At 67.3% G+C, this 24,451-nt stretch carries 16 protein-coding genes; 6 read left to right on the forward strand and 10 right to left on the reverse strand.

What is annotated here, in order from left to right; translation table 11 throughout:
- Positions 1 to 7: 7 nt before the first annotated feature.
- The 3 genes from Y958_RS27400 to Y958_RS27410 form a co-directional block, all read right to left on the reverse strand.
- Positions 8 to 1,408, reverse strand: a complete 1,401-nt coding sequence (locus Y958_RS27400; protein ID WP_088875007.1) for a GDSL-type esterase/lipase family protein — start codon at positions 1,406 to 1,408, stop codon at positions 8 to 10.
- 5 nt (positions 1,409 to 1,413) lie between these two features.
- Positions 1,414 to 2,394 carry an SGNH/GDSL hydrolase family protein gene (locus Y958_RS27405; protein ID WP_186291525.1) on the reverse strand — a complete coding sequence of 327 codons (981 nt, stop codon included), beginning with the start codon at positions 2,392 to 2,394 and terminating at the stop codon, positions 1,414 to 1,416.
- A gap of 179 nt (positions 2,395 to 2,573) precedes the next feature.
- Positions 2,574 to 3,023, reverse strand: a complete 450-nt coding sequence (locus tag Y958_RS27410) for a lysozyme (RefSeq protein WP_088875009.1) — start codon at positions 3,021 to 3,023, stop codon at positions 2,574 to 2,576.
- Positions 3,024 to 3,352: 329 nt separating this feature from the next.
- Between Y958_RS27410 and Y958_RS27415 the strand changes: the two genes are divergently transcribed.
- A complete protein-coding gene (locus Y958_RS27415) occupies positions 3,353 to 4,012 on the forward strand; it encodes an SH3 domain-containing protein (RefSeq protein ID WP_088875280.1) in 660 nt (219 codons plus the stop codon).
- Between the two features lie 14 nt (positions 4,013 to 4,026).
- Here the strand turns inward: Y958_RS27415 and Y958_RS27420 are convergent, their stop codons facing one another.
- Positions 4,027 to 6,315, reverse strand: a complete 2,289-nt coding sequence (locus tag Y958_RS27420; protein WP_186291526.1) for an endo-beta-N-acetylglucosaminidase — start codon at positions 6,313 to 6,315, stop codon at positions 4,027 to 4,029.
- Positions 6,316 to 6,376: 61 nt separating this feature from the next.
- Positions 6,377 to 9,367, reverse strand: coding sequence for a TonB-dependent receptor domain-containing protein (locus Y958_RS27425; RefSeq protein WP_088875011.1), 2,991 nt, complete (start codon positions 9,365 to 9,367; stop codon positions 6,377 to 6,379).
- A 300-nt stretch (positions 9,368 to 9,667) separates the two neighbouring features.
- Between Y958_RS27425 and Y958_RS27430 the strand changes: the two genes are divergently transcribed.
- The 3 genes from Y958_RS27430 to Y958_RS27440 all read left to right on the forward strand — a co-directional run bounded on the left by Y958_RS27430 (position 9,668) and on the right by Y958_RS27440 (position 13,633).
- A complete protein-coding gene (locus Y958_RS27430; RefSeq protein ID WP_088875012.1) occupies positions 9,668 to 11,254 on the forward strand; it encodes a sodium:solute symporter in 1,587 nt (528 codons plus the stop codon).
- 155 nt (positions 11,255 to 11,409) lie between these two features.
- The gene (locus Y958_RS27435; RefSeq protein WP_088875013.1) at positions 11,410 to 12,438 is read left to right on the forward strand and encodes a LacI family DNA-binding transcriptional regulator; all 1,029 of its coding nucleotides are present in this window, start codon (positions 11,410 to 11,412) and stop codon (positions 12,436 to 12,438) included.
- A 127-nt stretch (positions 12,439 to 12,565) separates the two neighbouring features.
- The gene (locus Y958_RS27440; RefSeq protein WP_186291527.1) at positions 12,566 to 13,633 is read left to right on the forward strand and encodes a methyltransferase domain-containing protein; all 1,068 of its coding nucleotides are present in this window, start codon (positions 12,566 to 12,568) and stop codon (positions 13,631 to 13,633) included.
- A 63-nt stretch (positions 13,634 to 13,696) separates the two neighbouring features.
- Here Y958_RS27440 and Y958_RS27445 read toward each other — a convergent pair whose 3' ends face one another.
- Complete coding sequence (locus Y958_RS27445; RefSeq protein WP_088875015.1) at positions 13,697 to 16,078, reverse strand: glucan 1,4-alpha-glucosidase; 2,382 nt, start codon at positions 16,076 to 16,078, stop codon at positions 13,697 to 13,699.
- 371 nt (positions 16,079 to 16,449) lie between these two features.
- Here Y958_RS27445 and Y958_RS31655 point away from each other — a divergent pair, with 371 nt between their 5' ends.
- Both Y958_RS31655 and Y958_RS27455 read left to right on the forward strand, forming a co-directional pair.
- Positions 16,450 to 16,791: a hypothetical protein gene (locus Y958_RS31655; protein WP_145727725.1), complete on the forward strand. Its 342-nt coding sequence runs from the start codon at positions 16,450 to 16,452 to the stop codon at positions 16,789 to 16,791.
- Positions 16,784 to 17,227: a type II toxin-antitoxin system VapC family toxin gene (locus tag Y958_RS27455; RefSeq protein ID WP_088875017.1), complete on the forward strand. Its 444-nt coding sequence runs from the start codon at positions 16,784 to 16,786 to the stop codon at positions 17,225 to 17,227. Before Y958_RS31655 ends, Y958_RS27455 begins: the two co-directional genes overlap by 8 nt.
- Positions 17,228 to 17,328: 101 nt before the next feature.
- Here the strand turns inward: Y958_RS27455 and Y958_RS27460 are convergent, their stop codons facing one another.
- From Y958_RS27460 to Y958_RS27475, 4 genes are read right to left on the reverse strand one after another with little or no spacing between them, the layout of a single operon-like run.
- Positions 17,329 to 19,401 (reverse strand): glycoside hydrolase family 97 protein, encoded by a 2,073-nt coding sequence (locus tag Y958_RS27460; protein ID WP_088875018.1) that lies wholly within the window; start codon positions 19,399 to 19,401, stop codon positions 17,329 to 17,331.
- A gap of 24 nt (positions 19,402 to 19,425) precedes the next feature.
- Positions 19,426 to 21,060, reverse strand: a complete 1,635-nt coding sequence (locus Y958_RS27465; RefSeq protein WP_088875019.1) for an alpha-glucosidase family protein — start codon at positions 21,058 to 21,060, stop codon at positions 19,426 to 19,428.
- Positions 21,057 to 22,907, reverse strand: a complete 1,851-nt coding sequence (locus Y958_RS27470) for an alpha-amylase family glycosyl hydrolase (protein ID WP_211098738.1) — start codon at positions 22,905 to 22,907, stop codon at positions 21,057 to 21,059. The genes Y958_RS27465 and Y958_RS27470 overlap by 4 nt, the downstream gene beginning before the upstream one ends.
- Positions 22,904 to 24,451: a tryptophan halogenase family protein gene (locus Y958_RS27475; RefSeq protein WP_088875020.1), complete on the reverse strand. Its 1,548-nt coding sequence runs from the start codon at positions 24,449 to 24,451 to the stop codon at positions 22,904 to 22,906. The genes Y958_RS27470 and Y958_RS27475 overlap by 4 nt, the downstream gene beginning before the upstream one ends.

A 24,451-nucleotide genomic window follows, 5' to 3' on the forward strand; every position in this document is an offset into this window, starting at 1 on the left:
GGTTCCCTCACCGGCCGGCCAAGGCAGCGGCGGCCGTATCGGGGCGCCCGGCCACCACCGGGCGGGGCGGCACGGCCCCGGGCTGGACATAGCCCTGGTACTGGTCCATCAGCCAGGCGAAGAAGGCGTTGGCCGTCAGGGTGTAGCCTTCCGGCGTCAGGTGCACATGGTCGGCCCGGGCCAGGGGCACGGCCTGGCGCACCCAGCGGTCCATGCCGCAGGCTCCCGGCATCAGTTGCGCCCAATCCCAGAACACATAGTCGCCGGACTTGGCGCCCTGGGCCTGCAGGGCCCGCACCCGGCCCAGCATGGTGGGCGTGTACCAGGCGCATTTCCCCAGGGGCGGCGGGGTATCCTGGCAGGGGAAGACGGCATCCTTGTCCGCCACCTTCTTGCAGGCGGCGGATTCCGCCTGGCCATCCAGGGGGCCCAGGACGACCACGGCCACCGGCCCGGCGTTCAGCCGGCGCAGGGCCGCCTTGAAACGCTCCTGATAAGCGGACAGGTCCAGGTCGCGGTCGAAGCCTTCGTTGGTGCCATAGGCCAAGATGACCAGGTCCGGCTTGCGCCTGGCCAGTTCCAGCGCGACCGTCTCAGGGTTCCAGCGGTCCATCGTGGTCAGCCGGGCGCCCACCACACCGGCACTGTCGAACACCACACCCGGCTTGGCCCGGTCCAGCGACCAGCCGGCGATGTCCACCGGCCGGCCATCGGCCGCAACCAGCTTCAGCTGCTGCGCCTGGCCGGCGGTGGGCAGGCTGATACAGTCGGCCTGGCCGGCGGGACCTTGGGTGGAGATCTGCTTCACCACCCGGTCGTCGATCAGCACCAGCAGATCACCGCCGCCGGGCTGCCGCACCACGGTGACGCCGGCGATGTCGAAGCCCAAGCCGTCCTTGGGTGTGACGGCGATGGCCGCCCCGCGCGCGCGGCTGCGAGCGATGAAACCGGTCATGCCCCAGCCCGGCGACGGGGTGTCGCTGAGGCTGTTGAAATACTGCCACTTGCCTTCCTGGGTCACCGCCACGTCGGCGCGGCGCGATCCGATGTAGGGCTTGCCCGCCGGCATGTAACCCGGTCCGGCGGAGCCGAAGCGTTCTTGCAGGGCGTCGCGCAGGCGGGTGGTGAAGACGCCGCCGGCGGTGTGGCTGTCGCCCAGTTGCAGGATATCGACCGTGCCGCCATGCCCAGCCTCGATGGCTGCCAGCCGCTGGAACAGCCGTTCAAAGCCCGGATTGCCGTCGTACGGCGAGGGTACGCGGGCCGGCGGCGCCAGCGGCAGGGTTCCGGTAGCGGCCACCTGGGTGGCCCCCTTCGGCAGGGGGGAGGCGGAATGGCCAGCGGGGGTGCCACTGCAGGCCGCCAGGGCGGCCAGCATCAGGCTGAGGGACGCAAGACGGCGGCGCATGGAGGTCAGAGCTGCCGCGCCGGGGTGGCCATGAGCGCCCGGCCGCGGGAGCCGATGGACGAGCCGGCCGCGGCGCCCGTGGCGGCACCGGGCTGCTGGCTGATGGGCGGGCTGGCCGGCAAGTCGGCGGGCATGGGCTTGGCGATGGGGGCGTCGGAAGGGGTGGAGGTGGTGACGGCCGCCGGCGTGACCGCCGGAACGGGGGCCGGGGCGGGGGAAGCAGCCGGCGCCATCGGGGCGGGGGCGGGCGGGGCGGCGGACGCGGCCTTGACCGCCGGCTTGGCCGCTGGCGCCCCGGCCAACTGCAGCCGGGTCAGCACTTTGCCCGCCACCAGCTGGTAGCCAAAGCCGGTAAAGTGGATGCCGTCGTCGGACCGCAGTTGCTGACTTTTCTGGCGGCTGTCGTCGATGCGCGCCATGAAGTTGCCGTCGGCGTCCAGATAATCCTGGTACAGCGGCAGGAACACGGCGCCGTACTTGCCGGCTTCGGTTTCATAAAGGCCGGTCATGAATTTGGCGTCGTCGTTCGTTTCCGGCTTGCGCATGACGGGCAGGCCCACCCACACCGTCGTGACATGGTGTTCCTTCAGCGTCTGCAGCAGCCAGTCGATGCGCTGCGTGTAGACGTTGGTCCAGCCCGGCGACTTGAAGAGGTAACCCTTGCGGTTCTCGTCCCGCACGCCCTGCATGTCGTTGGCGCCGAACATGATGACGGCGTAGCCGCCCTCCCCCGCCTCATCGATCTGGCGGGCGGTTTCCGCTTGCCAGCTGGCATAATCGGGCCGGGTCAGGCCGGCGCCCAGCTGGGAATGGCGAACCAGCCGTGTCTGCGGCTGGGATTTCAGCCGTTCGTACAGCCCACTCCACACCCCATCGGCCAAGGAATCGCCATAGACGGAAATCGTGACGCCAGCGGGGGTGGCGGGCGGTTGGGGGACCGCTGCGGGCGGGGCCACCGGCTCGGCGCGGGCGATGGCTGCGGACAAACCGAAAAATGCACTAAAAACAATAACGAACCGGCGGTTCATCGAGGGCCCCTGACTGCCGAACCTAATGAATCCCATGAGGGTGGTGCGGACGGCGTCAATACAGCCGTCCGCATCGTCATACCGGGAGTCCCGGCGCCTGTCACGCGCCGGCTGGGGATAGCTCCAACGCCTATGGATCAAGCCGTCAGGAACAGGGCCTGTTCCTTCTGTCGGCGGGCGGCGAGCCCCGGCAGCGTGACCAGCTGGCCGTTCACCGTCGCCTTGTCCCAGACCAGGAACTGTTCGGCGGCGCCAGCGTAATCGCCCTGGTTCAACAGACGCAGCAGCGTGGACTGGGTCAGGGCACCGACACCCAGGTTGAACGCGAAATCCGTCAGCGCGGCGTATTGGTTGTCGGTCAGCGGCACCGTCACCGCCTTGCTCACCCCATTGCCGGCGGTGGCCAAATCCTGGGCCAGCAGGTCCTGGGCCTGATCCTCGGTGATGGTCATGTCCGGCGTGACGTCGGGCCCGGTATGGCCATACCCGATGGTCAGGCGGCCGGCTGGGCAACGATAGGCGGTCAGTCGCAGTCCCTCGGACTGTTCGGTCAAGGCGATACCCGCGGCATTCACGGTCCTGGTCATTCCCACTCATCCCCGCATCAAGAAGCACAATTCAGGCTTGCCCTTATAGCCCCACCTTACACGTCACCCCACCGGAAAGCCGAGCCTTGGGGCGTCAATTTGCCTAAACGGTTGCAAATCTCCGCCTTTAGACCGCCATCCTTTGGGCACATTGGGGGGAGAGTATCGGTATCGTATTATCAGTCCCTTAAGGTCCCCACCGCCCCATCCGGCGCGGGCGGGTTACCCTGTAAGAACCAGCCTTCACAGAAAGGGCTCACACCATGTTCCGTCTGCGCCTGCCCCGCCTTCATCGCACCCCTGGGGGGCGCGCACGTTTGGCGGCGGCCATGTTCACCGCCCTGGTGGCCTTGCCCGTCGCGGCCAAGGCGGAATATGCCTACACCGCCAGCGGCACCATCCTGCGCGCCGGTCCGGGCGGCGGTTACCCGGCCATCGCCAGCCTGCCGCCCGGGGTATCGCTGAACGTCTATGGCTGCCTGGCCGGCTGGTCGTGGTGCGACGTGGATTTCCAGGGCTATCGCGGCTGGCTTTACGGCGGCAGCCTGATGTACCCCTACCAGGGCCAGCGGGTGTACCTGCCCCAGTATGGCGGCGTGATCGGCCTGCCCATCATCACCTTCTCGTTCAACGACTACTGGGGCCGCTACTATCGTGACCGGCCGTGGTTCGCGGACCGGCACCGGTGGGAGCGCTTGCCCCCGCCCCGGCCCATCTACCACCCCGGCCACGACTTCCGCCCCGGTCCGGGCCCAGGCCGGCCCGGCTGGGATCGGTGGGATCATCATGACTACCGTCCGGGCCCCGGACCCGGCCGGCCCGGCCCCGGACCCGGCGACCATCACGACGGCCCCGGCCCTGGCCGCCCCGGTCCCGGTCCTGGCGGTGATCATCATGGCGGTCCGGGGGGCGGCCCCGGCGGCGGTCCCGGGGGCGACCATCACGGCGGCGACCACCGGGGCGACGGGGACCACGGCCCCCATCGTTGACGGTCCGACCAGCCTCAGCTGGCCATGACGATGACTTCCGCCGGGCTCCCCGGCAGCGCCTGCGGGCCGTGCGACGCCGCCCGCAGGCGCAAACGGACCTGGCCGCCGGTGCCGACCGGCGCGCCCGTGACGTGATAAGCCGTGCCGGTGACGCGCCCCTGCCAGATCCAGTCGTCCCCGGCGGCCCCCTCCGCCGCGGCATAGACATCGTGATATGCCGCCGCGGGCTCAGGCGCCCATCGCAGGCGCGCCTCGGCCCAACGCCCGTCCACCGAAGCCGCACATGCCTCCACCGTCAATCCACGCGGCGGCGGCATCGTGACGCCGGCAGGCGGCGGTCCGACATAAAGCTCCCCAATGCGGATGTCGACCGGCAGCGGCGCGGCCGCCGCCGAAGCCGCCCCTAAAAGCACAGCCGCGATCGTCCGCCCGCGATAAGGCGCCAGCGGCAATGTCAGGCGCGACCAGCCCCCTGGAAGCGCTTGCCGGTGCGCGCCCTCCAGGGGCAGCCATGCGGGCGTGGCCGGCGCGTCGGCGAAAACAAGCCCCAGCCGCAGGGCACCGGCGCCCTGCCCCTTCAGCACCAGTTGGGCCACGCAGCCGGGCACGCCGTCTACCGCCAGCGCGGTCTTATACAACCACACCCGCGTCGCGTTGGCCGGCCCCAGCGCACCCGTGATGGCCAGGGACGAGCCGCCGTCGAACGCGGTGTCGTAGGCATAATCCACCGCCAGCAAATCCGCCCCGTGGGAGGCTGGGCCGGCCATGGGCTCGACCCGCCATTGCCAGGTGGGAAGGATGTCCTGGATGCCCAGGTTGAACCAGGGCCGATCCGCCACGACGGCGCCGCCGACATGGAAACGATCCCCTTCGCCGGTGTTGAACCGGGTGAGGAACGGGAAGGCGCCGATGACCGAGCGCTCGGCGATGAAATTGGCGACGCCGTAGGTCATGGGCAGGTTCAGCTGGTCCGTTGGCTTGGGCGCCGCCGCGTCATGGTCGGTGTAGCGGTGGCGCCCCCGGGGGCCGGGCAGATAGGCCCGCGCCTGCGCGGCGTCCGGTGCGTTCTCGTGCGCGGGATTCTGCGATTGTCCGCTGAAGAACATGCGCTCCAGCGTGCCGAGAATACGCCGGTCGGCCGTGGCGCCAGCCCCCTCCCCCGGGGCCAGCAGGGACGTCCGCACGGCGCGCAACAGGGTGCGCAGCCCATCCTCCACGCTGTAGACCTGCAAGCCGCCATAGGCGTAGGCGCCGTCGTTGGGGTGGATGACCCGGGGTGCCGCGGCGCCCAAATAGCCCGGCCCGGGGTACAGTTGAAGCCCGAAGTAAGCCACGGCGCGGGGGTCGAAGCCGTTCGCCAGGCAATAGCCGCGCACCTCCAGCGGCGCCACCGGCGCGCCGGAGCAGCAGTTGCCGGGCCCACCGTAACGGCTCCATCCCTGGTCCAGCATGGCGCTGTCAGGGAAAGCCTGGCCCGGCCGGCCGTCGCGGCGGCGCATGAGCCAATTCATGTCGGTGCCGCCGTCATAAAATTGGATGTGGAAATCGGCCAGGCCGCGCCGCTTCGCCTCGTCGCGCATGGCGGCGATCCAGTCCAGGACCTGGGCCTCCGCCGCCTCCGTCCCGTTCTCGAAGTTCACGAAATAGCCGTCGAAGCCGAAATAATCCGCCAAGTCGACCATACGGCGCGCGACCTCCGGCATTGGTACCGCGCTGCCGTCATAGAGACGGTGGTCGGGCTGGAAGATGGTGCCGAGGGCGAGGGCGCCGTTGCGGTGAGCCACGTCGACCAGCGCGGGATTGGGGATCATGCCGGTGCCGCGCCAGCCCACGATGATGTCGTGATAGGTGAAGATGCGCGGCACCTGCACGCCGCCCGGAAGCGGGGTGCCGTGACGCCGGCGCATCAGCGTTTCCTCGGGAATGCCCGCCGCCAAGGGGCCGTAGCAGTCGGACAGGCTGGCGACACCCGGCACCGGATCCAGTGCCGGATGGGCCTGGGTGGCGGCGAAGGGCGCGATACGGCGCGCGCGCTTTACCCGCGACTGGAAATAGGGTGCGTCGGCGTCGTCCCTGGGATCGTAGTCCATCAGCGCCTGGAACGCGTCCCACCCGGACCCGGCCGGGGCCAAGGGGTAGCGCGGCAGCAGGCGGCCGCCCCCCGCGGCCTCCCCTCCCGCGCGGGCCGCCGAAAGCGGGACAGGCACGGTCCCGGCCGCAAGCGCCGCCAGGGCCAGGGACGCGAAACCACGGCGCGTCAGCCCCGATGATCCAGGCAAGGGTCCCGCCAAGATATCCCCCATGCTGAGGCTCCTCAAAGGAATGGCCCCGCGCGACGCCTGCCGCACGGGGCCGGTACCGGCATCAGAACGAGACGGTGAAGCCCATCTGCACCATGCGGCCCAAGGCGTCATAAACCTGGGGGATGGTGTTCGAGCGGGCCAGCGAGATGTTGTAGGAGTTGGCCACGATGGGCGGCATCTTGTCCGTCAGGTTGTTGACGGTCAGCCGCAGGCTGATCTGGTCGTTGACCATATAGCCGACGGCCACGTCGAAGTAATCGTAGGACGGGATGTAGGTGAAGGTGGTGACACGGGTGGACGCGCTGGCGCCCAGCGCCGGGTCGTTGCTGTTGGCGGCGTTGGTGACGCCGGAAATGTGGCGCCAGTTGAGGGAGATGCTGTAGGCGCCGCCATCGCGCATGTAGGTGCCGCGCAGGTTGTGCGTCCAGGCCGGGAACGGCTGGTTGCAGCGCGGACCAAAGTAACCGACGCAGCTGGCGGCCAGCGAGTTGGGCGTGTCCTGACCGCCCGTGCGGGTGCTGAGCGAGCCGTTGAAGTCGAAATCGAGATGACCGCCCAGCTCAGCCACCGGCAGCAGATACTGGGCCTGGAAGTCGTAGCCCTCGGCGAAGGTCTTGTAATTGTTGGTATTGCCGTAGGTGACGAAGCCGGTACTGGGCGTGCCGCCGCGAACGGTGTCGTAGCTGGTGAGCGACCCGTCCGGGTTGCGGCTGAAGTGGCTGCAGTAATAGGCGGTGGCGAACAGCGCGCAGCTGCTGCTGTAGAAGTCGTCGTAGTTAAAGCCGATCGAGCTGTCGATCATGATCAGGTACCGGTCGGCCGACAGGGTCAGGCCGGGCAGGAAGCTGGGCTTCAGCACCGCGCCGTAGGTCAGGGTGTGGGCCGTTTCGGGGTCCAGCACGAAACCACCCTGGCGCGCCAGGCAGGCGTTGTCATCGCACTGCTTGATGTGCCCGTACTGGGCGGCGGTGACACCGGTCAGCTGGCACGCGGCGAGGCTGGCCGTGGGGTTGCTGCCGGCGCAGATGTCGGGGCCGCCCGAGGTGAAGTCGATGGCCTGGTTGTTCTCATAAATGTTGGGGGCGCGCGCCGCCTTGTTGTAGCTGGTGCGCAGGGTCACGTCCGGCACCGGGGCATAGGTGCCCTCGATCTTCCAGGTGGTGAAGGTGTCGGGATTGGTGTCGTACTTCGACCAGCGATACCCGCCCTGGGCGGACAAAAGGTGCACGAAGGGCTTGTCCTGCACCAGGGGCGCCTGCACCTCGATATAGCCTTCCTTCACGCTCTGGCTGGCCTTGAAGTTGCTGCCATACCCCGCGTTGCTGACGAAGGCGTCGTCGACGGTGTTGTTCTCCATGTCCTTGCGGTATTCGGCGCCGAAGGCCACCGCCAGGCCATCCTTCGCCAGGGGGCTGGTGACGCCATAGCGCCCCAGGTCACCGTTGACGTTGACCGTGGCGTCCCACAGGACGCCGACCTGTTCCTGCGTGCCGCCATAGCCGCCCTCATAGAAGTTGACCAGGGACTGGCTGCCGCCGTTGGCGACGAAGATGTTGGCGGGGACGCAATTGGGGCTGGTGCCGGCCACCTTGGCGGCGCAGGTAGGCGTGCCGTTGACGTTGACGACGTTCAGGGAGTCGGCCTGGGTCTGGTAGACCGGGTTCTCGAAAGCCGGCTTGTAGGTCTTGTCGAACCGGGCATACACGCCGCCGACGTCATAGTGCCAGGCGTCCCAGACCTTGCCGCGGAAACCGGCCGAGACGCGCTGGTTCTCGTTCAAATAATAGTCTTTCAGCTGCGCCGTGCTGTCGAACTGGTAGCGCACCTCGGTCGGCATCAGGGCGCCGGTGCCCGCCAGGGAGCCGCACAGCGCCTGCTGCTGCTGCGCCGACATCAGGGGGTTGTTGCAGTTGATGTTGTAGGCGGACTCGCCGAACGTCGACGGCGAATACAGCCGCGAGGTGCGGAACTGGTTGTAGGAGGTGTCGCTGGAAATCAGGTAGGAGCCATAAAGCTCCACGGAATCCGTCAGGTCATAGTTCAGGAACAGGCCGCCGTTGATGCGTTCATCCTGACGCTGCAGGTAATAATCCTGGTACGAATTATAGGCATAGGTCTGGTCGCGGGTGACGAAGGTCTGCGAGCCGTTCTTGGCGTTTGAGAAGACTTGGCCTGCGTTGTCCCCTGACTGCGGGCTGAAATAGCCGTACTTGGAATAGGTGGAGGTCTGGCAGGACAGCGGGCCGTCGGTGGTGGACTGGATCAGGCCGCAGGCGGAAAAGTCGCGGTCCTTGTACAGAACCGGCTCCGTCCGGCGATAGTCGGCGAAAGCGCGCACGTTCAGCCGCCCATCGGCGAACTTGCCGCCCCAGGCGGCGTTGAAATCCCCGCGCCCGCCGTCCCACGCCTGGCCGTCGGGCGAGCCGATGCCGTATTTGTCCGCCACCGGCTGCACGATGGTGCGCTGGTTGTAGTGATCGTAAAGACTGTAGTTGCCGCTGACCTGGAAACCGGTGAATTCCTTCTTCAACATGAAATTCACCACGCCGGCCACGGCGTCCGAGCCATAGGCGGCCGAGGCGCCACCACTGAGCACGTCAATACGCTCCAGGAAGGCGACGGGGATGATGTTGATGTCCAGGCCGATGTTGGTGGCCACGCGCTGGCCGTCGATCAGCGTCAGGGTGCGGCCGAAACCGATGCGCCGCAAATTGATCTTCTGCGCGCCGTCACTGTCCTGATAGGTCTGCTGGTTGTCAGGGGACACCTGGGGCAGGCGGTTCAGGATGTCCTCGACGTTCAAGGCGCCCGACTGCTGAATTTCCAGCGATGTCACCGAGGTGATGGGCGCCGCCGAGGTGATGTTGGGCCGGGCCGCAATGTGCGAGCCTACGACCACCACCTCCGTCAATTCGGAACCGTCGGCCCCGCCGTCGGTATTTTGCGCCACCTGCCCGCCCGCCGACGCGGACTGGCCCCCCGCCATCATCGGCAGGGCCACGACGCCTAGGACGGTGCCCAGCGTCAGGGATGCGATCCTTCGTGAAACCATCGTGAACTCCCGTTCTGCTTCGTTGCGTTTTTATGTTTGATAAATTTATTTTCATTAATCGTAGCATATGTGAAATCAGTTTCAATGCTAAAATGAAACCAGTTTCATAGGGTGCTTGCCGTGCTGGCGGAGGCGGACGGGAGCCTGGAAGGCGTCCAGAAGGCCGCATACGAATTCTTGTTGTGGTTCGCCCCCCCTCCTGTGCCATGAAGGACACGGTGGCTGGGGTTCCGGCCCCATGGACGAAGCCTGCGCAACGCCTTACAAGCGCAGGGAAATCAAGGGACAGGGAGGGGACGTATGGTGCCGGTTGCAGGCATGGCCTGGGTCGACTACGCCATCGTGGCGGTGTATCTCATCGGCATCGTCTCATTGGGGCTATACCTGGCCCGCCGCCATTCCTCGACCGAGGATTTCTTCCTGGCGTCGCGCGGCACCACTTGGCCCGTCATCGGCCTGGCGCTGCTGGCCTCCAACATCTCATCCACCACGCTGATCGGGCTGGCGGGGGCGGCCTACGGCACCGGCATCTCGGTGTACAATTACGAATGGATGGCAGCGGCCGTCCTGGTGTTCTTCTGCGTCTTCTTCCTGCCCTTCCTGCTGCGGTCCAAGGTCTACACCCTGCCGGAGTTTCTGGAGCGGCGGTACAGCGGCCTGGCGCGCAGCTATTTCTCAGGCCTGACCCTGTTCCTGAACCTGGTGGTGGACACGGCCAGCGCCCTCTACGGCGGCGCCCTGCTGTTCAAGCTGCTGCTGCCCGGCGTGCCCCTGTGGCAGATCGTGATCGTGCTGGCGGTGTCGGCCGGCATCTACACCATCGCCGGCGGCCTGCGCGCCGTGATTTACACCGAGACCATCCAGGCCGTGCTGCTGCTGACCGCGTCATGCGTCATCGCCGTGCGCACCTTCCTGAAGGCCGGGGGCTGGGATGCGGTGATGGGGGCGGTCGACCCCGCCAAGCTGTCGCTGATCCGCCCCTTGAGCGACGCGGCCGTGCCCTGGCCCGGCCTGCTGACCGGCGTGCCGCTACTGGGTTTCTACTTCTGGTGCACCAATCAGTTCATGGTGCAGCGCGTGCTGTCGGCCAAGGATGAGAACCACGGGCGCTGGGGCAGCCTGTTCGCCGGTGCCCTGAAGCTGCCGGTGCTGTTCCTGATGGTGCTGCCCGGCACCGCCGCCATCCTGCTGTACCCCAACCTGAAATCGCCGGACCTGGTGTTCCCCACCCTGCTGTTCGGCCTGCTCCCTGCCGGCCTGGTGGGCCTGGCGGTGGCCGGCTTCATGTCGGCACTGATGTCGTCCATCGCTTCCACCTTCAATTCGGCGTCCACCCTGTTCACCATGGACTTCGTGCGCCGCTGGCGGCCGGAGATGCAGGGCGCCGCCCTGGTCCGCGTGGGCCGGATGGCCACCCTGGTCATGGCCGTGGCCGCCATGGCCTGGGCGCCGCAGATCGAGCATTTCGGATCGCTGTGGCAGTACCTGCAGGTCATCATCGCCTATGCCGTGCCGCCGGTGATGGCGCTGTACCTGGTGGGCATCTTCTGGCGCCGGGCCAACGCCGCCGGGGCCGCCGCCTGCATCACCGCCGGTGTCCTGGGCGGGGCGGCCCTGTTCGTGGCGAACACGGTGCTGGACGTCGTCAGCATCCACTTCCTGTACGTGGCGCCCCTGCTGTTCGTGTTGTGCGCCATCGTGCTGGTGCTGGTCAGCCTGGCCACGGCGCCGGACGCGGCGGAAAAGTCGGCCGGCCTGGTCTGGACCCCCGCCTTCTTCCGGGAGGAAAGCGTGCGCCTGGCGCATGAGCCCTTCTGGCGCAACTACCGCGTCCTGGCCGGCCTGCTGCTGGCCGCCACCGCCGTCATCGTCTACACCTTCCGCTAAGGGCCCCGTCCATGGTTGATCCGCTGCGGGTGTTGCCGCCCGGCACCATCCGCCCTGACCTAATGGATCCCGAGCCGCGACGCGCATTGCGGGGACGCGGGACCGATTGCTATCATCCGCGCCCAGGGGAGCACCAAGAGGCCGGAAGCAAGGGGATGCGGGTCAAGCGTCCGACATCGTTCGACATCGCCGAACTGGCCGGCGTGTCGCAGTCCACCGTGTCCCGCGCCCTGCGCAACGACGCGATGGTCAGCGAGGACACCCGCCAGCGCGTGGCCCAGGCGGCCCGCCTGCTGAACTATAAGGTCGACGTCAACGCCCGCAATCTGCGCTCGCAGAAGACCAACACCCTGGCCCTGCTGCTGTATGAAGACCCGGTGACCAGCCAGTCACTGATCAACCCCTTCTTCCTGTCCATGCTGAGCAGCATCACCAAGGCGTCCGCCCGGCGCGGCTATGACCTGCTGATCAGCTTCCAGCAGTCCAGCGACGACTGGAGTGCGGACTACGCCGCGTCCAAGCGGGCCGACGGCCTGATCTTCCTGGGCTATGGCGACTATCTGCGCTACGTCGACAAGATCAGCCGCCTGGATGAGGTCAGCACCGCCTTCGTCACCTGGGGCCCCGTGGTCCCGGGCCAGCCCGGACACTTCATTGGGTCGGACAACATCCAGGGCGCCCGCGAGGGCGTGCGCCACCTGATCGCGCGCGGCCGCAAGCGCATCGCCTTCCTGGGCGACATTTCCGAGCATTGCCCGGAATTCCGCGACCGCTACACCGGCTATGTCGAGGCGCTGGGCGAGGCGGGCCTGCCGGTGATCGAGGCGCTGTACGCCGATGCCGCCGCGTCGGAGGAGGTCGGGCACCAGGCCATCCTGAACCTGATCGGCCGCGAGGGGCCTATCGACGCCGTGTTCGGCGCCTGCGACCTGCTGGCCATCGGTGCCATGAACGGCCTGCGCGAGCGATCCTTGCGCGTGCCCGAGGATGTGGCGGTGGTGGGCTTCGACGACATCGTCGCCGCCCCCTTCACCTCACCCCCCCTGACGACCATCCGCCAGGACACCGCCGCCGCCGGCGAACTGCTGGTGGAAAACCTGCTGCGCCTGATCGACGGCCGCCCCATCGAGACGACCCAGATCACCACCAGCCTGGTGGTACGGGGCAGCTGCGGCGGCGCCTGACCCCTTCGGGATGGCCGGCATACCCCGGTTGTTGCCAACATCCCAGGCGTACGGTATCCCGGTGGTGGGGACCGCAAGGGGGGACGTCGTTGGGGCGACCGGGCATACACCCCGATTGGAGTTGGACGTGCTGCAACGACCCAGCTACAGGCAATCCCTGATTTCGCTGCTGTCGGATCTGACCGGGCCGGACACCCGCGCCGCCGGGCTGGACGCGCTGGAGGCTGCCGGCTATCTCACGCCGGCGCTGCGGGAGGTTTGGGCGGCCGAACTGGCCCGGCCCAAATACGCCACCCGCTACCTCAGCGAAATCGTCTCCCAGGAAAAGGTGCGCATCGAAAAGCTGCTGCGCCAGGTGGGCGGGGAGCTAACGGCGGTCAAGACCCGCGCCGTCATCGCCAATTTCAGCCAGGCCCTGCAGGTCTGCAAGCAGGGGCATCGCCTGGACCCCGACCGCATCCGGCGGTCGCGCATCCTGGACTTCGGCGCCGGCGTATGGTCGTCCCTGTCCGCCTCCATCATGCTGTACGCCATCGGGTTCGAGCAGGCGGACGCGTTCGAGCCCTTCCCCATCGCGCCGGACATGGTGGCGGAGAGCGTCTTCCAGACCATCCGCTGGCTGTATGACACGCCGGACGCCTTCGCCGTCTTCGGCGCCACGCCGGCGACGATGAAGCAGCGCGTGGCCGCCCTGGATTTCTCCGGCCTGGAGGAAAAGCTGGACGGCCTGAACGCCGGCGGCCCGCGCGTGATCGATTTCGGCCCCGTCCGGCTGTTCAACAACACCGACATGATGGACAACGGGTATTACGACCTGGTGTGCAGCAATTCGGTGCTGGAGCATGTGGAGGACATGCGCGGCGCCCTGACCCGACAGCGGGAGATCCTGAAAGACGACGGCGCCTGCGTGCACACGGTGGACTTCACCGACCACCGCGCCATCTCGGCCGACCGGGAGGACATCGAGCATTCCTTCCACATGTACTACGACGGCATCCTGGACGAGGTGAACGGCCTGCGCGCCGGGGACTTGGAATCCCTGTTCGTGCTGAGCGGCTTCCACGGCAGCATCGTGCGGCTTATGGCGGCGCCTGACGGGTATATCGACCACACCCGCCTGCACCCCCGCTTCGCCCACTATTCCCCGGCGGACTTGGCAGCGGCGGTCAGCAGTTACGTGCTGACGAAGGTTTAGCCCCAGAGCGGGTGGCGGTGCTGAAAGCCCCGGAGCCGGCTTGGCTTCGGGGCTTTCATTTCCTTACGGCTTGGTCGCGTAGCGCACCGCCACGGGGGCGTAGAGGTCCCAGACCCCGCCGTCGTGCAGGGAGCGCAGCAACTTCACATACTCAGCATGCGCCCAGGCCAGCGGCGTCGCGCTGTCGGTGCCGGCACCGGCCTTGTAGCCGCGGCCGCCGTCGCTGCCAACGCCATCCCACACCTGTTCCGGGATCATCAGGCCCTGGTTGGCGAAGCGCTCCATAGCGCGGACGTAGGTGGCGCGGATGGCCTCCACCTCCGCCGGCTTGGCGCCGCCGGCCTTGGCCGCCGCCAGCGCCAGCTCGTAATGCCCGCGCTCCCCCGTCAGCAAGGGCCAGACGCGGCCGCGCTGGGTGGGGGTCATGCTGCCGCTGACGGCGTAGTTGGCGCCGGTCGCCCGGTCCTCGCCATAGCCGTCGTTGCCGTAGCGGCGCCAGCCGGGATAGGCCGTGGGGTCGCCGGCAAAGTGGAAGGTATACTTGACGCGCAGGTTCTCCGGCAGCGTCTCGTCATCCAGGACGGCCAGGCTGGCCTTGATGACGGGGTCGCTGGGCGCCCGCACACCATAGCGCACCAGCTCCAGGAAGCCGCCGTCGACATAGGCATCCTCCGTCAGCGCCTGCTGTCCGTTCCGCACCGCCAGGGGCGTGCGGGCGTTGGGCTGCCCGGTGGGCGCGATGCGCAGGTAATACCCCGCTTTCGATCCTTTCGGCGCCAGCTGGCCGTTGGTGGTGACCGTCGCGGCCTCCAGCCCGGCGGAATAGGTGTCGGCAGCGGCGTAGTAGCGCTTCACCGACGCCTCATCCCCCGCCTGGCCCGCCAGTTCAGCCGCCGCCGCCAAGCCGGCGATGACCGCCGCCGTGGTGGAGGGGGAGTTGCCGGCCTGCTCCTCCCAGCGTTCCTGCTGGGTTACGGGCGGGCGGATGGTGGCCTTGTTCCAGCCGATGCCGGCGGTACCGCCCTTGACCAGGAAGTCGGCGGCCGGCTTCACCATGCTGGTGTAGAGCGCCGTGACATCGGCGTCGCTGATGACGCCGTTGCGCCACAGGCGCCAGGCCAGCATCAGCGGCATGGCGGTCTGATCCAACTGCACGCCCACCCATTCCGGCGTGCCGTCCACATGCGTCTTCTGCAGGAACCAGCCGCCGTCGCCATGGTTGCCGGGCGTCTTCGGTCCCACCTGGATGGTCTTCAGGTAGGTCAGCGCCGCCTTGGGCGTCTCGCTGTCGCCCAGGGCCAGCAGGGCCATGGCGCACTGGTAGAAGTCGCGCGGCCACACCGCCTTGTAGCCCGTCGCCGGCTTGTCCGCCTTCTGCGTGTCGCCCCAGGGCGCGGACAGCGACGCGATCAGCGCGCCAGGATGGGTCTTATCCTCCTGCGCCTTCAGCACCAGGGCACTGGCGTACAATAGCTTGCCGCCATCCATGGCGACCTTAGCCAGGTCCGGCAAGGGCGCCAGCTTGGCCTGGTATCCTTCCCAGCCGGCATCATACGCCGCCTGCACAGCGTCGTGCCCGCGCTTCAGCGTGGCCGTGGCGGCGGCGTCCGCCGCCTTGGCGCTGTCGCCGAAGCCGACGACGATGTCGAAGGTTGCTTCCCCCGTCACGGGCGCCAGGGCGCCCGCCAGGGCCACGTTGCCGGCCTTGTCGCCGGTGGTGGTGTAGCTGCCCTCCAGCTTGCCGGCCTTTTGCAACTGGGTCAGCCCGTCGGAAGCGCCGACGAAGCCCACGCTGGCGGTCTTGAAGCCCGGGGCGGCCTTCACCACCAGATGGCGGTCGCCCTCATAGGCGTGCAGGGCGCCGTCGACCACATCGGCCTTGTCGCCGCCACCGGTGCCGGCCATCTGCGGGTCCACCAGCAGAAAGGGGGTGACCGTACCGCCCTTGGCCCGCACCGTCACGCGCACCACCAGCGTGTCGGCGGCGGGGTCGGTGAAGACCTGTTTCTCGATCTCGTACTTGCCGTTCCTGGCCTTGTTCACGACCTTGTAGGCCAGCGAGCGGGGACGGCCGGCGGCATCGACATCCAGATAGCTGGTGGTGCTGTCGGTATCCTTGTCCTCCACATCCAGGAAGCCGTCGCCCTGGATGGCGAGCTTCAGCTCGCGCAGCTGCACCTCATGGATCAGGCCGTACATGGTTTCCGTGACCACCCCCTTGGCCAGCGAGAACCAGACGCGCGACGGCACCGCCTTGCCCGCTTGCGCATCGTAGGCGTGATACGCTGTGCCGATGCCCGTCTTGCCCGCGTAGGCGCCCGTCGCCGCCTGCCCCGGCGCACCCGGCGCCACGGCGGCGAAAGCGGCCCCCGTCATGCTGGAGGCCAGCAGCATCGCCATCAGCGCGGCCGCCCGTTTCCGTCCCATCGTCTTATTGTTCGTCATTCCATCACCAGGCTCAAAAGACAGCAGGCCCCACTGTCCCCCGCAGTGCACTGCACAGGGCCTTGAATACGTATGGGAGGTGCTGGGTGGAAGGGGGAAATACGTATGTGGCTGCGGCTAACGTGGTCGGGCCTGACGCTGGCGTAGCGCACGCACTTTCGGCGGATGAGGATTGCTGAAACAGCCGTATTGGCAAAATCTCCCCAATAGTGAAATTTCGCGCAGCCTAGCCGACTCCATCTTCTATCGCCTTTAAATATCCGCGCAAATACATATAATAAATGCAACTGCGGACTCACCTCCTCCAAGAGCGTAATTTGACGCTCCGCTCCCTCGGGCTTATAATGGAGGTAGTGCTTTAAGGAAGACCCATGGCACCTGTAGATACATCACTGGAAATGAAGCTTGGCGAAGTCGCGCTAGAGGCAGGCTTCCAGTCTGGCCGGCGAATGGTCGTTTCCTTCAAATATGAAGACGTAGACGACGCACAGAAGGTAACGGCATATAATGTCCATGTGATCGTGGGGCGACATGACGCGGCCAAGCTCCACAAGTCCAGGCAGGAAGCCGCTGCGGTAGCCAAGGCGGTAGACGCTGGTCAAGGCCCATTCGATAAACTTTTGGCTTTAGGCGGTAAAGGGCGGACGCGGCCTCACAGCCCCACGCATGAAGAGCTGCTAGCACGCATTCGTGAGTTCCGTGGGGATGAGTAAAGTCCTAGCCGGAACAAGCCGACTATATATCGACGCAAATGTGTTAATATACTTCATAGAGGGCGCCCATCAAGAGTTGGAAGAAGCGGCAAGGCGCGCTTTTTCCTATGCGAAAGTGTCGAGTATTAAGCTAGTCACCAGCACGCTTACGCTGACAGAGTGCCTATATGGCGCTCACATTCGGGGCGATGCAGAGCTGGCATCCGATTATGGGTCGGTGCTTCAGGGCGGCACCTTCGAGCTTGTGCCGGTTGACGAGGACATAGCGAAGGACGCCGCAGCGATCGGTGTGGCACTGGGTATGAAGTTGGTAGACGCGACCCATGTTGCCACGGCTCGGGCCGTCGGCTGTGACGCAATCCTCACTAATGATGAGGGCATGCGCGCACCCCAAGGCTTGCGAATTGTAAGACTTTTTGAGCTGAAAACGGAGTGAATGCTCCGCTATACGTAAGAAAAATAACAGATCAGATAAAGAATCTCTGAGTGGTTCTACCTGCCGGGCAACGGCACGGGATGATCAAGACCGCCATGGGCTCAGCGCCCCTTGCCTGCCACCAGCTGCACGGCCGCCCCGCCGCCGCGCGCCAGGGGTAGGGTCAGCGTGTCGCCCTGGTGGACGGTGCGGGTCTCCACAATCATGGGGTGGCCGTCGGTGTGCCAGTCGGCGTTGGGGCCATCGCGGTAGATGTGGGCGGTGTAGTCGCGGCCGGCGTCCAGGAAGTCCAAGGTCACGGTCAGGGTGCGGGGCTGGTCGTCGCCGACGCTCCCGACGTACCAGTCGTCGCCACGCCGATCTTTGCGGGCGAAGGTGGCGTACTGCCCGACCTCGCCATTCGGCACGCGGGTGTCGGACCAGTCGACCGGCACCGCCTTGATGAAGGCCAGGGCATCCGGGTACTTGGCGTAGTTCTCCGGCAGGTCGGCCAGCATCTGCACCGGGCTGTACAGCACGACGTACAACGCCAGCTGCTTGGCAAGCGTCGAGGCGATGGGCGTGTCGCCCTTACCGCGCAGGCTGACCACGCCCGGCGTGAAATCCATCGGCCCAGACAGCATGCGCGTGAAAGCAAGCGTCGCCTCATGGTTGGGCGGATTCTTGGGCTCGCCCCAGGCGTTGTATTCCATGCCCCGCGCCCCTTCCCGCGCCACCCAGTTGGGATAGGTGCGGCGCAGGCCGGTATCCTTGATGGGCTCATGGCTGTCGATGGCGATATGGCGCTTGGCCGCCTCCGTCACCACCAGCAGGTGATGGCGGGCCATCCACTGACCGTCGTGCCATTCGCGTAGGGTGGTGCCATCCGGATCCACCCGTTCCACCTGGCCTGCGTCGGCGACGTAACCGGTCTTGATGACACCGATGCCCAGGCCCTGGGCGTAGTCCAGCGCGGCGCCCAGCTGGCTCTCGTAATGGCTGACGCCACCGCCCGTCTCATGATGGCCGATGATACCGACTCCCCTGGCCTTGGCGTAGGCGGCGACTCCGGGCAGGTCCAGGTCCGGCGTCGGCCTCTTGAAATCGAAATCGTTGCCGTTACCGAACCACTGGCCGTCCCAGCCCACGTTCCAGCCCTCCACCAGCACGCCGGGGATGCCGTTGGCGGCGGCGAAGTCGACATAGCGGCGGACATTGGCGGTGGTCGCCCCGTGCTTGCGGCCGGTGGACCAGGTGCTGTGGTCCAGATGCATCTCCCACCACACGCCCACGAACTTCTGCGGCGTGAACCAGCTGACGTCGCCCAGCTTGTTGGGCTCGTTCAGGTTCAATTCCAGGTGGGACTGGTAGAGGCCGCCGGCGCTGTCGGCGAAGATCAGGGTGCGCCAGGGCGTGGTGAAGGGTGCGGCGCGCACCACCTTGGGCCCTTGCGCCCCCGGCGACAACACGGCCTTCAGGCGGGTGCCCTCCACCCGCCGCAGCCACATGGACGAATAATCCACCAGGGCCGCCTCGTGCAAGGCGATGTGGGTGCCGTCGGCCAGCCGGATGGTCAGCGGCGTGTGCGCCTGGGCGACCGCGTCCAGGCGCGTGTGCTGGTACAGGTATTCATAGCGGTTCCACTCGCCGCCCGGAATCCACCAGGCCTCGGCGGAAGCGGCCCCGGGGCCGGCGACGGCGAACTCGGTCAGCTCATCCGCGATGCGCGCGGTCTTCAGTTGTGGCTGGTCGGGAAATTCGTAGCGGAAGCCGACACCGTCGTCGTAGACGCGGAACACCACGTCCAGCTCGCGCGCCGCCCCCGCCTTTTCCTTCAGCCGCACGCGCAGTTCGTTGAAATGATTGGCGATGGTGCGCCATTCACCCCAGGGCTGTTCCCAGGTCTCATCCACCGTGCGGCTGGACTGGCCGGCCAGGGTGAAGCCGCGTTCCATCTTCGGCGCATCGGTGAACAGGAAACCCAGGCGAGAGGGGGCGATGACCTCCGCCCCACGGCGGGTGACGGCATAGGCGGGGCGCCCCTCCCCATCCAGCTCCACCCGCAGGGCAAGAGTGCCGGCGGGGGAGGCGATGGTGGCCACGACCTTGGCCGGTGTTTCCGCCAGGGCCGGCAACGCCACAAGCACCACCGCCAAAACCACCAGCGCCCCCAGGCGCCTTGTCAGGGAAACCATCACCACCGCCCTCCCATTTTATTTTTACGGCCGCGACAGCACCAGCCCGCCGAAGGGCGGCAGGGTCCAGCCCTGGGTGCCGGACTGGGGTTCACCCACGCTGTCCACCACCGGCCAGTTGGCGCCCTCAGGCGTCGTCCACGCCCCGGGCCCGAAGTTGAACAGGCACAGCAGCGTCTCGTCGCCATGGCTGCGTTCGAAGGCCAGCACGTGCTCGCCGGCCTCGACAAAGCGCATCTCGCCCACCGCGAGCGCCTCATGGCCTTTACGCAGGCCCAGCACCCGGCGGGTCAGCGCCAGATGGGACTGGGGGTCGGCCTGTTGCCGGTCCACCGCCATGGCGTCATGGTCGGCGCCCACGGGCAGCCAGGGCTGGGCCGTGCTGAAACCCGCGTTGGGGGCGCCGGACGTCCACGGCATGGGCGTGCGGGCGCCGTCACGGCCCAGGGTCAGGGGCCAGTTGGCGATGGCCTCGGGGTCCTGCAACTGCTCGAACGGGATGGCCACCTGGGTCAGCGCCAGTTCCTCCCCCTGGTAGAGGAAGATGTTGCCGCGCAGGGTGACCAGCAGCAGCGCCGCCATGCGGGCGAAGGCCGCGCGGTCCTGGGGCTGGGCCCAGCGGGAAACGCAGCGCGGCGCGTCGTGGTTGGAGAAGGCCCAGCTGGGCCAGCCCAGGCCGGGTTCATCCGGCCACAGCGCCAGCGCCTTGCGCACCAGGGCCGGCGTCAGGGCGTCGGCATAGAGGAAGCTGAAGTCATAGGCGCTGTTCAGCCGCGTGTTCCCGGCGGTGAAGGCCTTCATCTCGCGGTCGGCACCGGGGCCGCCCACCTCCGCCACCGTGAAACGGTCGCCGCCGTAGCTGTCCAGCACGCCGCGGATGCGCTCCAGGAACTTCGGGATGTCCGGGTGGGACATGTTCCTGGTGTGCAGCTGGAAATCGAAAGGCCGCGTGCGCACGGCATGCGTATCCGGGTTCACCGGGTTATCGGTGAAGGCCGGGTCGTGCATGGAGAAGTTGATGGCGTCCAGGCGGAAACCGTCCACCCCCCGGTCCAGCCAGAAGCGCGCCACGTCCAGCAAGGCGTCCTGCACCACCGGATTGTGCACGTTCAGGTCCGGCTGCTCGGTCAGGAAGTTGTGCAGGTAGTATTGGCCCCGCCGCGCATCCCAGGTCCAGGCCGGGCCGCCGAAGACGGATTGCCAGTTGCAGGGCGGGCTGCCGTCGGGCTTGGCATCGGCCCAGACATACCAGTCGGCCTTGGGGTTGGTGCGGTCCTGGCGGCTTTCCTGGAACCAGGCGTGCTGGTCCGAGGTGTGGGAATAGACCTGGTCGATGATGACCTTGAGGTTCAATTCATGCGCCCGCGCCACCAGGGCGTCGAAGTCCTGCAGCGTGCCGAACAGCGGGTCGACATCGCGGAAATCGGACACGTCATAGCCGAAGTCGCGCATGGGGGAGGTGAAGAAGGGCGACAGCCAGATGGCGTCCACCCCCAGGCTGGCGACATGGTCCAGGTGCCGGGTGATGCCGGGCAGGTCGCCCACCCCGTCATTGTTGGCGTCGGCGAAACTGCGCGGATAGATCTGGTAGATCGCCGCCCCGCGCCACCAGGGTCGGGGGCCGCCCGGTCCGGTATGGGTGGGGTGTTCCATGGTCATGAAGCCTCTCCAGATGCGCAGACAACGTAATCAAGCGGGGCCAGCTGGACAGCATAGCTGCCAGGGGCGGTAGGGGCGCGGCCACATGAGCCGTGCAGGGCGGTGAAAGTGGTCCACTGGCTGCCGACCTCAACCTGGGCGCTCACCGGTTGGGTCCCGGTGTTGACGGCCACCAGCACCTCCCGCCCCGTGGCGGGGTCGATGCGCGAGACGGCGAACAAACCCGGCTTTTCACCGGCGTAGCGCACGACGCTGCGGCCGCGGCGCAGCGCCGGCTCCGCCTCGCGCAGGCGCGCCATCTCGGCCAGGGCTTTATAGAGCGGGTGGTCGGGGTTGAAGCTCGGCGTGGCGGTGGTAGCCGTCGTGCCCACCAGGCGTTCCGCGTTATAGGACGCAACCCGGCTGCCGAACATGTCCTCGCGGCCGGCGCGATCCTCCCCGCCGCTGAAGCCCTGCTCATCCCCCGAATAGACGACGGGGACGCCGCGCTGGGTGAACATCAGGGCGTTGGCCAGGATCACACGCTTCAGGATCTCATCCTCGCCGGCCTGGGGAAAAGCCTTGCGGGCGAAGTAGGCGAAGCGGCCGTGGTCATGGTTGCTGACGAAGGTGGGCAGCTGGCGCGCCGCATCCTCACCGCCCTCGTACAGGGCGTCGCCGTCCAGCATCAGGGCCAGCCTGTCGGTGCCCTTGGTGCCGGCCACCGTGTCGACCACGGCGCGGCGGAAGGCGAAATCCAGCACGGCCGGCAGCTTGTCCACCCGGGTGTGGCGGGCCAGGATGGCCACCCGGCCGTCGGTGTCCGCCACCTCGCCAAAGATATGGAAATGGGGAATGCCCTTGGCCCTGGCGCGTTCCAGCATGGCGGGCACGAAGGCCTGCCAGAATTCCGGATTCACGTGGCGGGTGGTATCGATGCGGTAGCCGTCGATGCCGTAGCGGTCGATCCAGGCGCCGTAGATGTCGATGAAGCCCCGCACCACGGCCGGGTTCTCCGTCATCACATCGTCCAGGCCGCCGAAGTCCCCATAAAGGGAGCTTTCTCCCTTGAAGGTGGAATTGCCGCGGTTGTGGTAGTAGCGGGGGTCGTTCAGCCACTCCGGCGCCTTAACATGCCGTTCCGCCTCGGGCACGAAAGGCGTGTAGGCGTAGGCGGGGTCCGTCAGCCGCGCGAAGTTCTCTTCCGTCTGGACCTCGTCGCCCTGGAAGCCGGCGTTGATGGCCGGACCGGCCGGGCCGCCCTTGCGGGTATAGGGATAATCGGCCTTGGAGCGGTAGGGACACGGCTTGCCTACACATTCCTTGAATTGGATGACGTCGGCCGTGTGGTTGATGACGATGTCCAGGTAGACCTTCATGCCGCGCGCGTGCGCCGCGTCCACCAGGGCCTTGAAGTCGTCGTCGGTGCCCAGATGCGGATCGACATGGGTGAAGTCGGTGATCCAATAGCCGTGATAGCCGGCGGACTGGTGGCCGGGCGCGCCCTGCACCGCCTTGTTCCTGAACACCGGGCCGACCCACAGGGCCGTGACGCCCAGGCCCTGGATGTAGTCCAGCCGCCGGATCAGGCCCTTGAGATCGCCGCCGTGATAATAACCGCTGTCGGTCGGGTCATAGCCGGTGACCGACCGGTCGCCGGCCCGCCCGCCGCCCAGGCCACCCGTGTCGTTGGTGGTGTCGGCATTGTCGAAGCGGTCGGGCAGCAGGAAATAGACCACCTCATCCTCCGCCAGGCGGTCGCGATAGTCGGCAGCCCGCGCCGGGGAGATGCCGGCCGGCAGCAAGGTCCCGGCGGCGATGATCATGGTCGTGGCAAGCAGCGCCAGGCGGCGGCTGAAGGGCGTCATGCGGTCCTCGTCAGGCTGTCGGCCTTGCAGTGGTGGGCGATGAAGTCGGCATGGGTGGGCATGGCGTCCACCTCGCGCGCCACCGCCGCCTTGATGTCGTCCAGGAAACAGTGCAGATCCTCCTCCGACAACTGGTCGGCCAGGGGGTGGTGATCGCGCGGCCAGACCCCCTGCCCCAGGAAGACGTGCAGCCAGCTGACCTCGCTGAACAGTTCGTCGTGGTCGCGAGCGACACGGCCCAGCGCCCGGAAGACGCGCATGCGACGGGCCAATTCCTCAGGCACGGGCCGGTCCCGGCACGCGCGCCAGAAGGGGCTGTCGGCGCGTTCCGTGGCCGCGTAGTGCAGGATGATGAAGTCGCGGATGCGCTCATACTCGATGGCCGACGCGCGGTTGAACTCGTCCGCCACGGCGGGATCGACCCCCCCGTTGGCCAACGAATGGTTGGGCAGCAGCGTGATCAGCCGGGAAATCGCCGACTGGACCAGGTGGATGCTGGTGGATTCCAGGGGCTCCATGAATCCGCTGGCCAGGCCCACGGCGACGACGTTGCGGTTCCAGAAGCGGCGGCGCCGGCCGGCGGTGAAACGCAGCTGCCGCGGCTCGGCCAAGGCCTCGCCGTCCAGGTTGGCCATGAGCGTGGCGGCCGCCTCGTCATCGCTGACATGGCGGCTGGAATAGACGTAGCCGTTGCCGGTGCGGTGTTGCAGCGGAATGCGCCACTGCCAGCCGGCGGGCCGCGCGGTGGAGCGGGTGTAGGGCGTCAGGGCGGCGGCCGACCCATCATGCGCGCTGGGCACGGCCCAGGCGCGGTCACAGGGCAGCCAATGCGTCCAGTCCTCGAACCCGGTGTTCAGCGCCTGCTCGATCAACAGGCCGCGAAAGCCGGAGCAGTCGATGAACAGGTCCCCGGCGATGCGGGTGCCGTCCGCCATCTCCACCGCGTCGACGAAGCCGTCGTGGGCGCGCAGTACGGTGCGGACGATTTTGCCCTCCGTCCGGCGCACACCCCGTTGTTCCGCGAACCGCCGCAGATAGCGGGCGTAAAGCCCGGCATCAATGTGGAAGGCGTGGGCCAGCGGCTCAAGCGGGCTTTGCCGGCGCGGGTCGGGCTGGATGAAGCGCCCGCGCCGGGCCGCCACGCTGTTCAGAATGTAGGGTTCCCAATCATCCGTCATGCCCAGGCGGTGGGCGCGCAGCCAGAAATCCTGGAAATGGCCCAGCCCCAACGAACGGCTGAAAGCGCCGAAGCTGTGCAGGTAACGGTGTCCTGGCCGCAGCCAGTCCACGAATTCAATGGCCAGCTTGATGGTGCCCTGGGTCTGGCGCAGAAAATCGTTTTCGTCCAGGCCCAAGGCGCGGTTGAAGATCGCGATGGGGGGGATGGTCGCCTCGCCCACGCCCACGGTTCCGATCTCTTCGGATTCCACCAGGTGGATGCGGTGGCCACCAGGGCCGAGGATGTGGCTGAAGAGGGCGGCCGCCATCCATCCGGCGGTGCCGCCGCCGACGATGACGATGTCGCGGAGGGGGGCGAACGTCAT

The sequence above is a fragment of the Nitrospirillum viridazoti CBAmc genome (genome assembly GCF_000730165.1).
Lineage (GTDB): Bacteria > Pseudomonadota > Alphaproteobacteria > Azospirillales > Azospirillaceae > Nitrospirillum > Nitrospirillum viridazoti.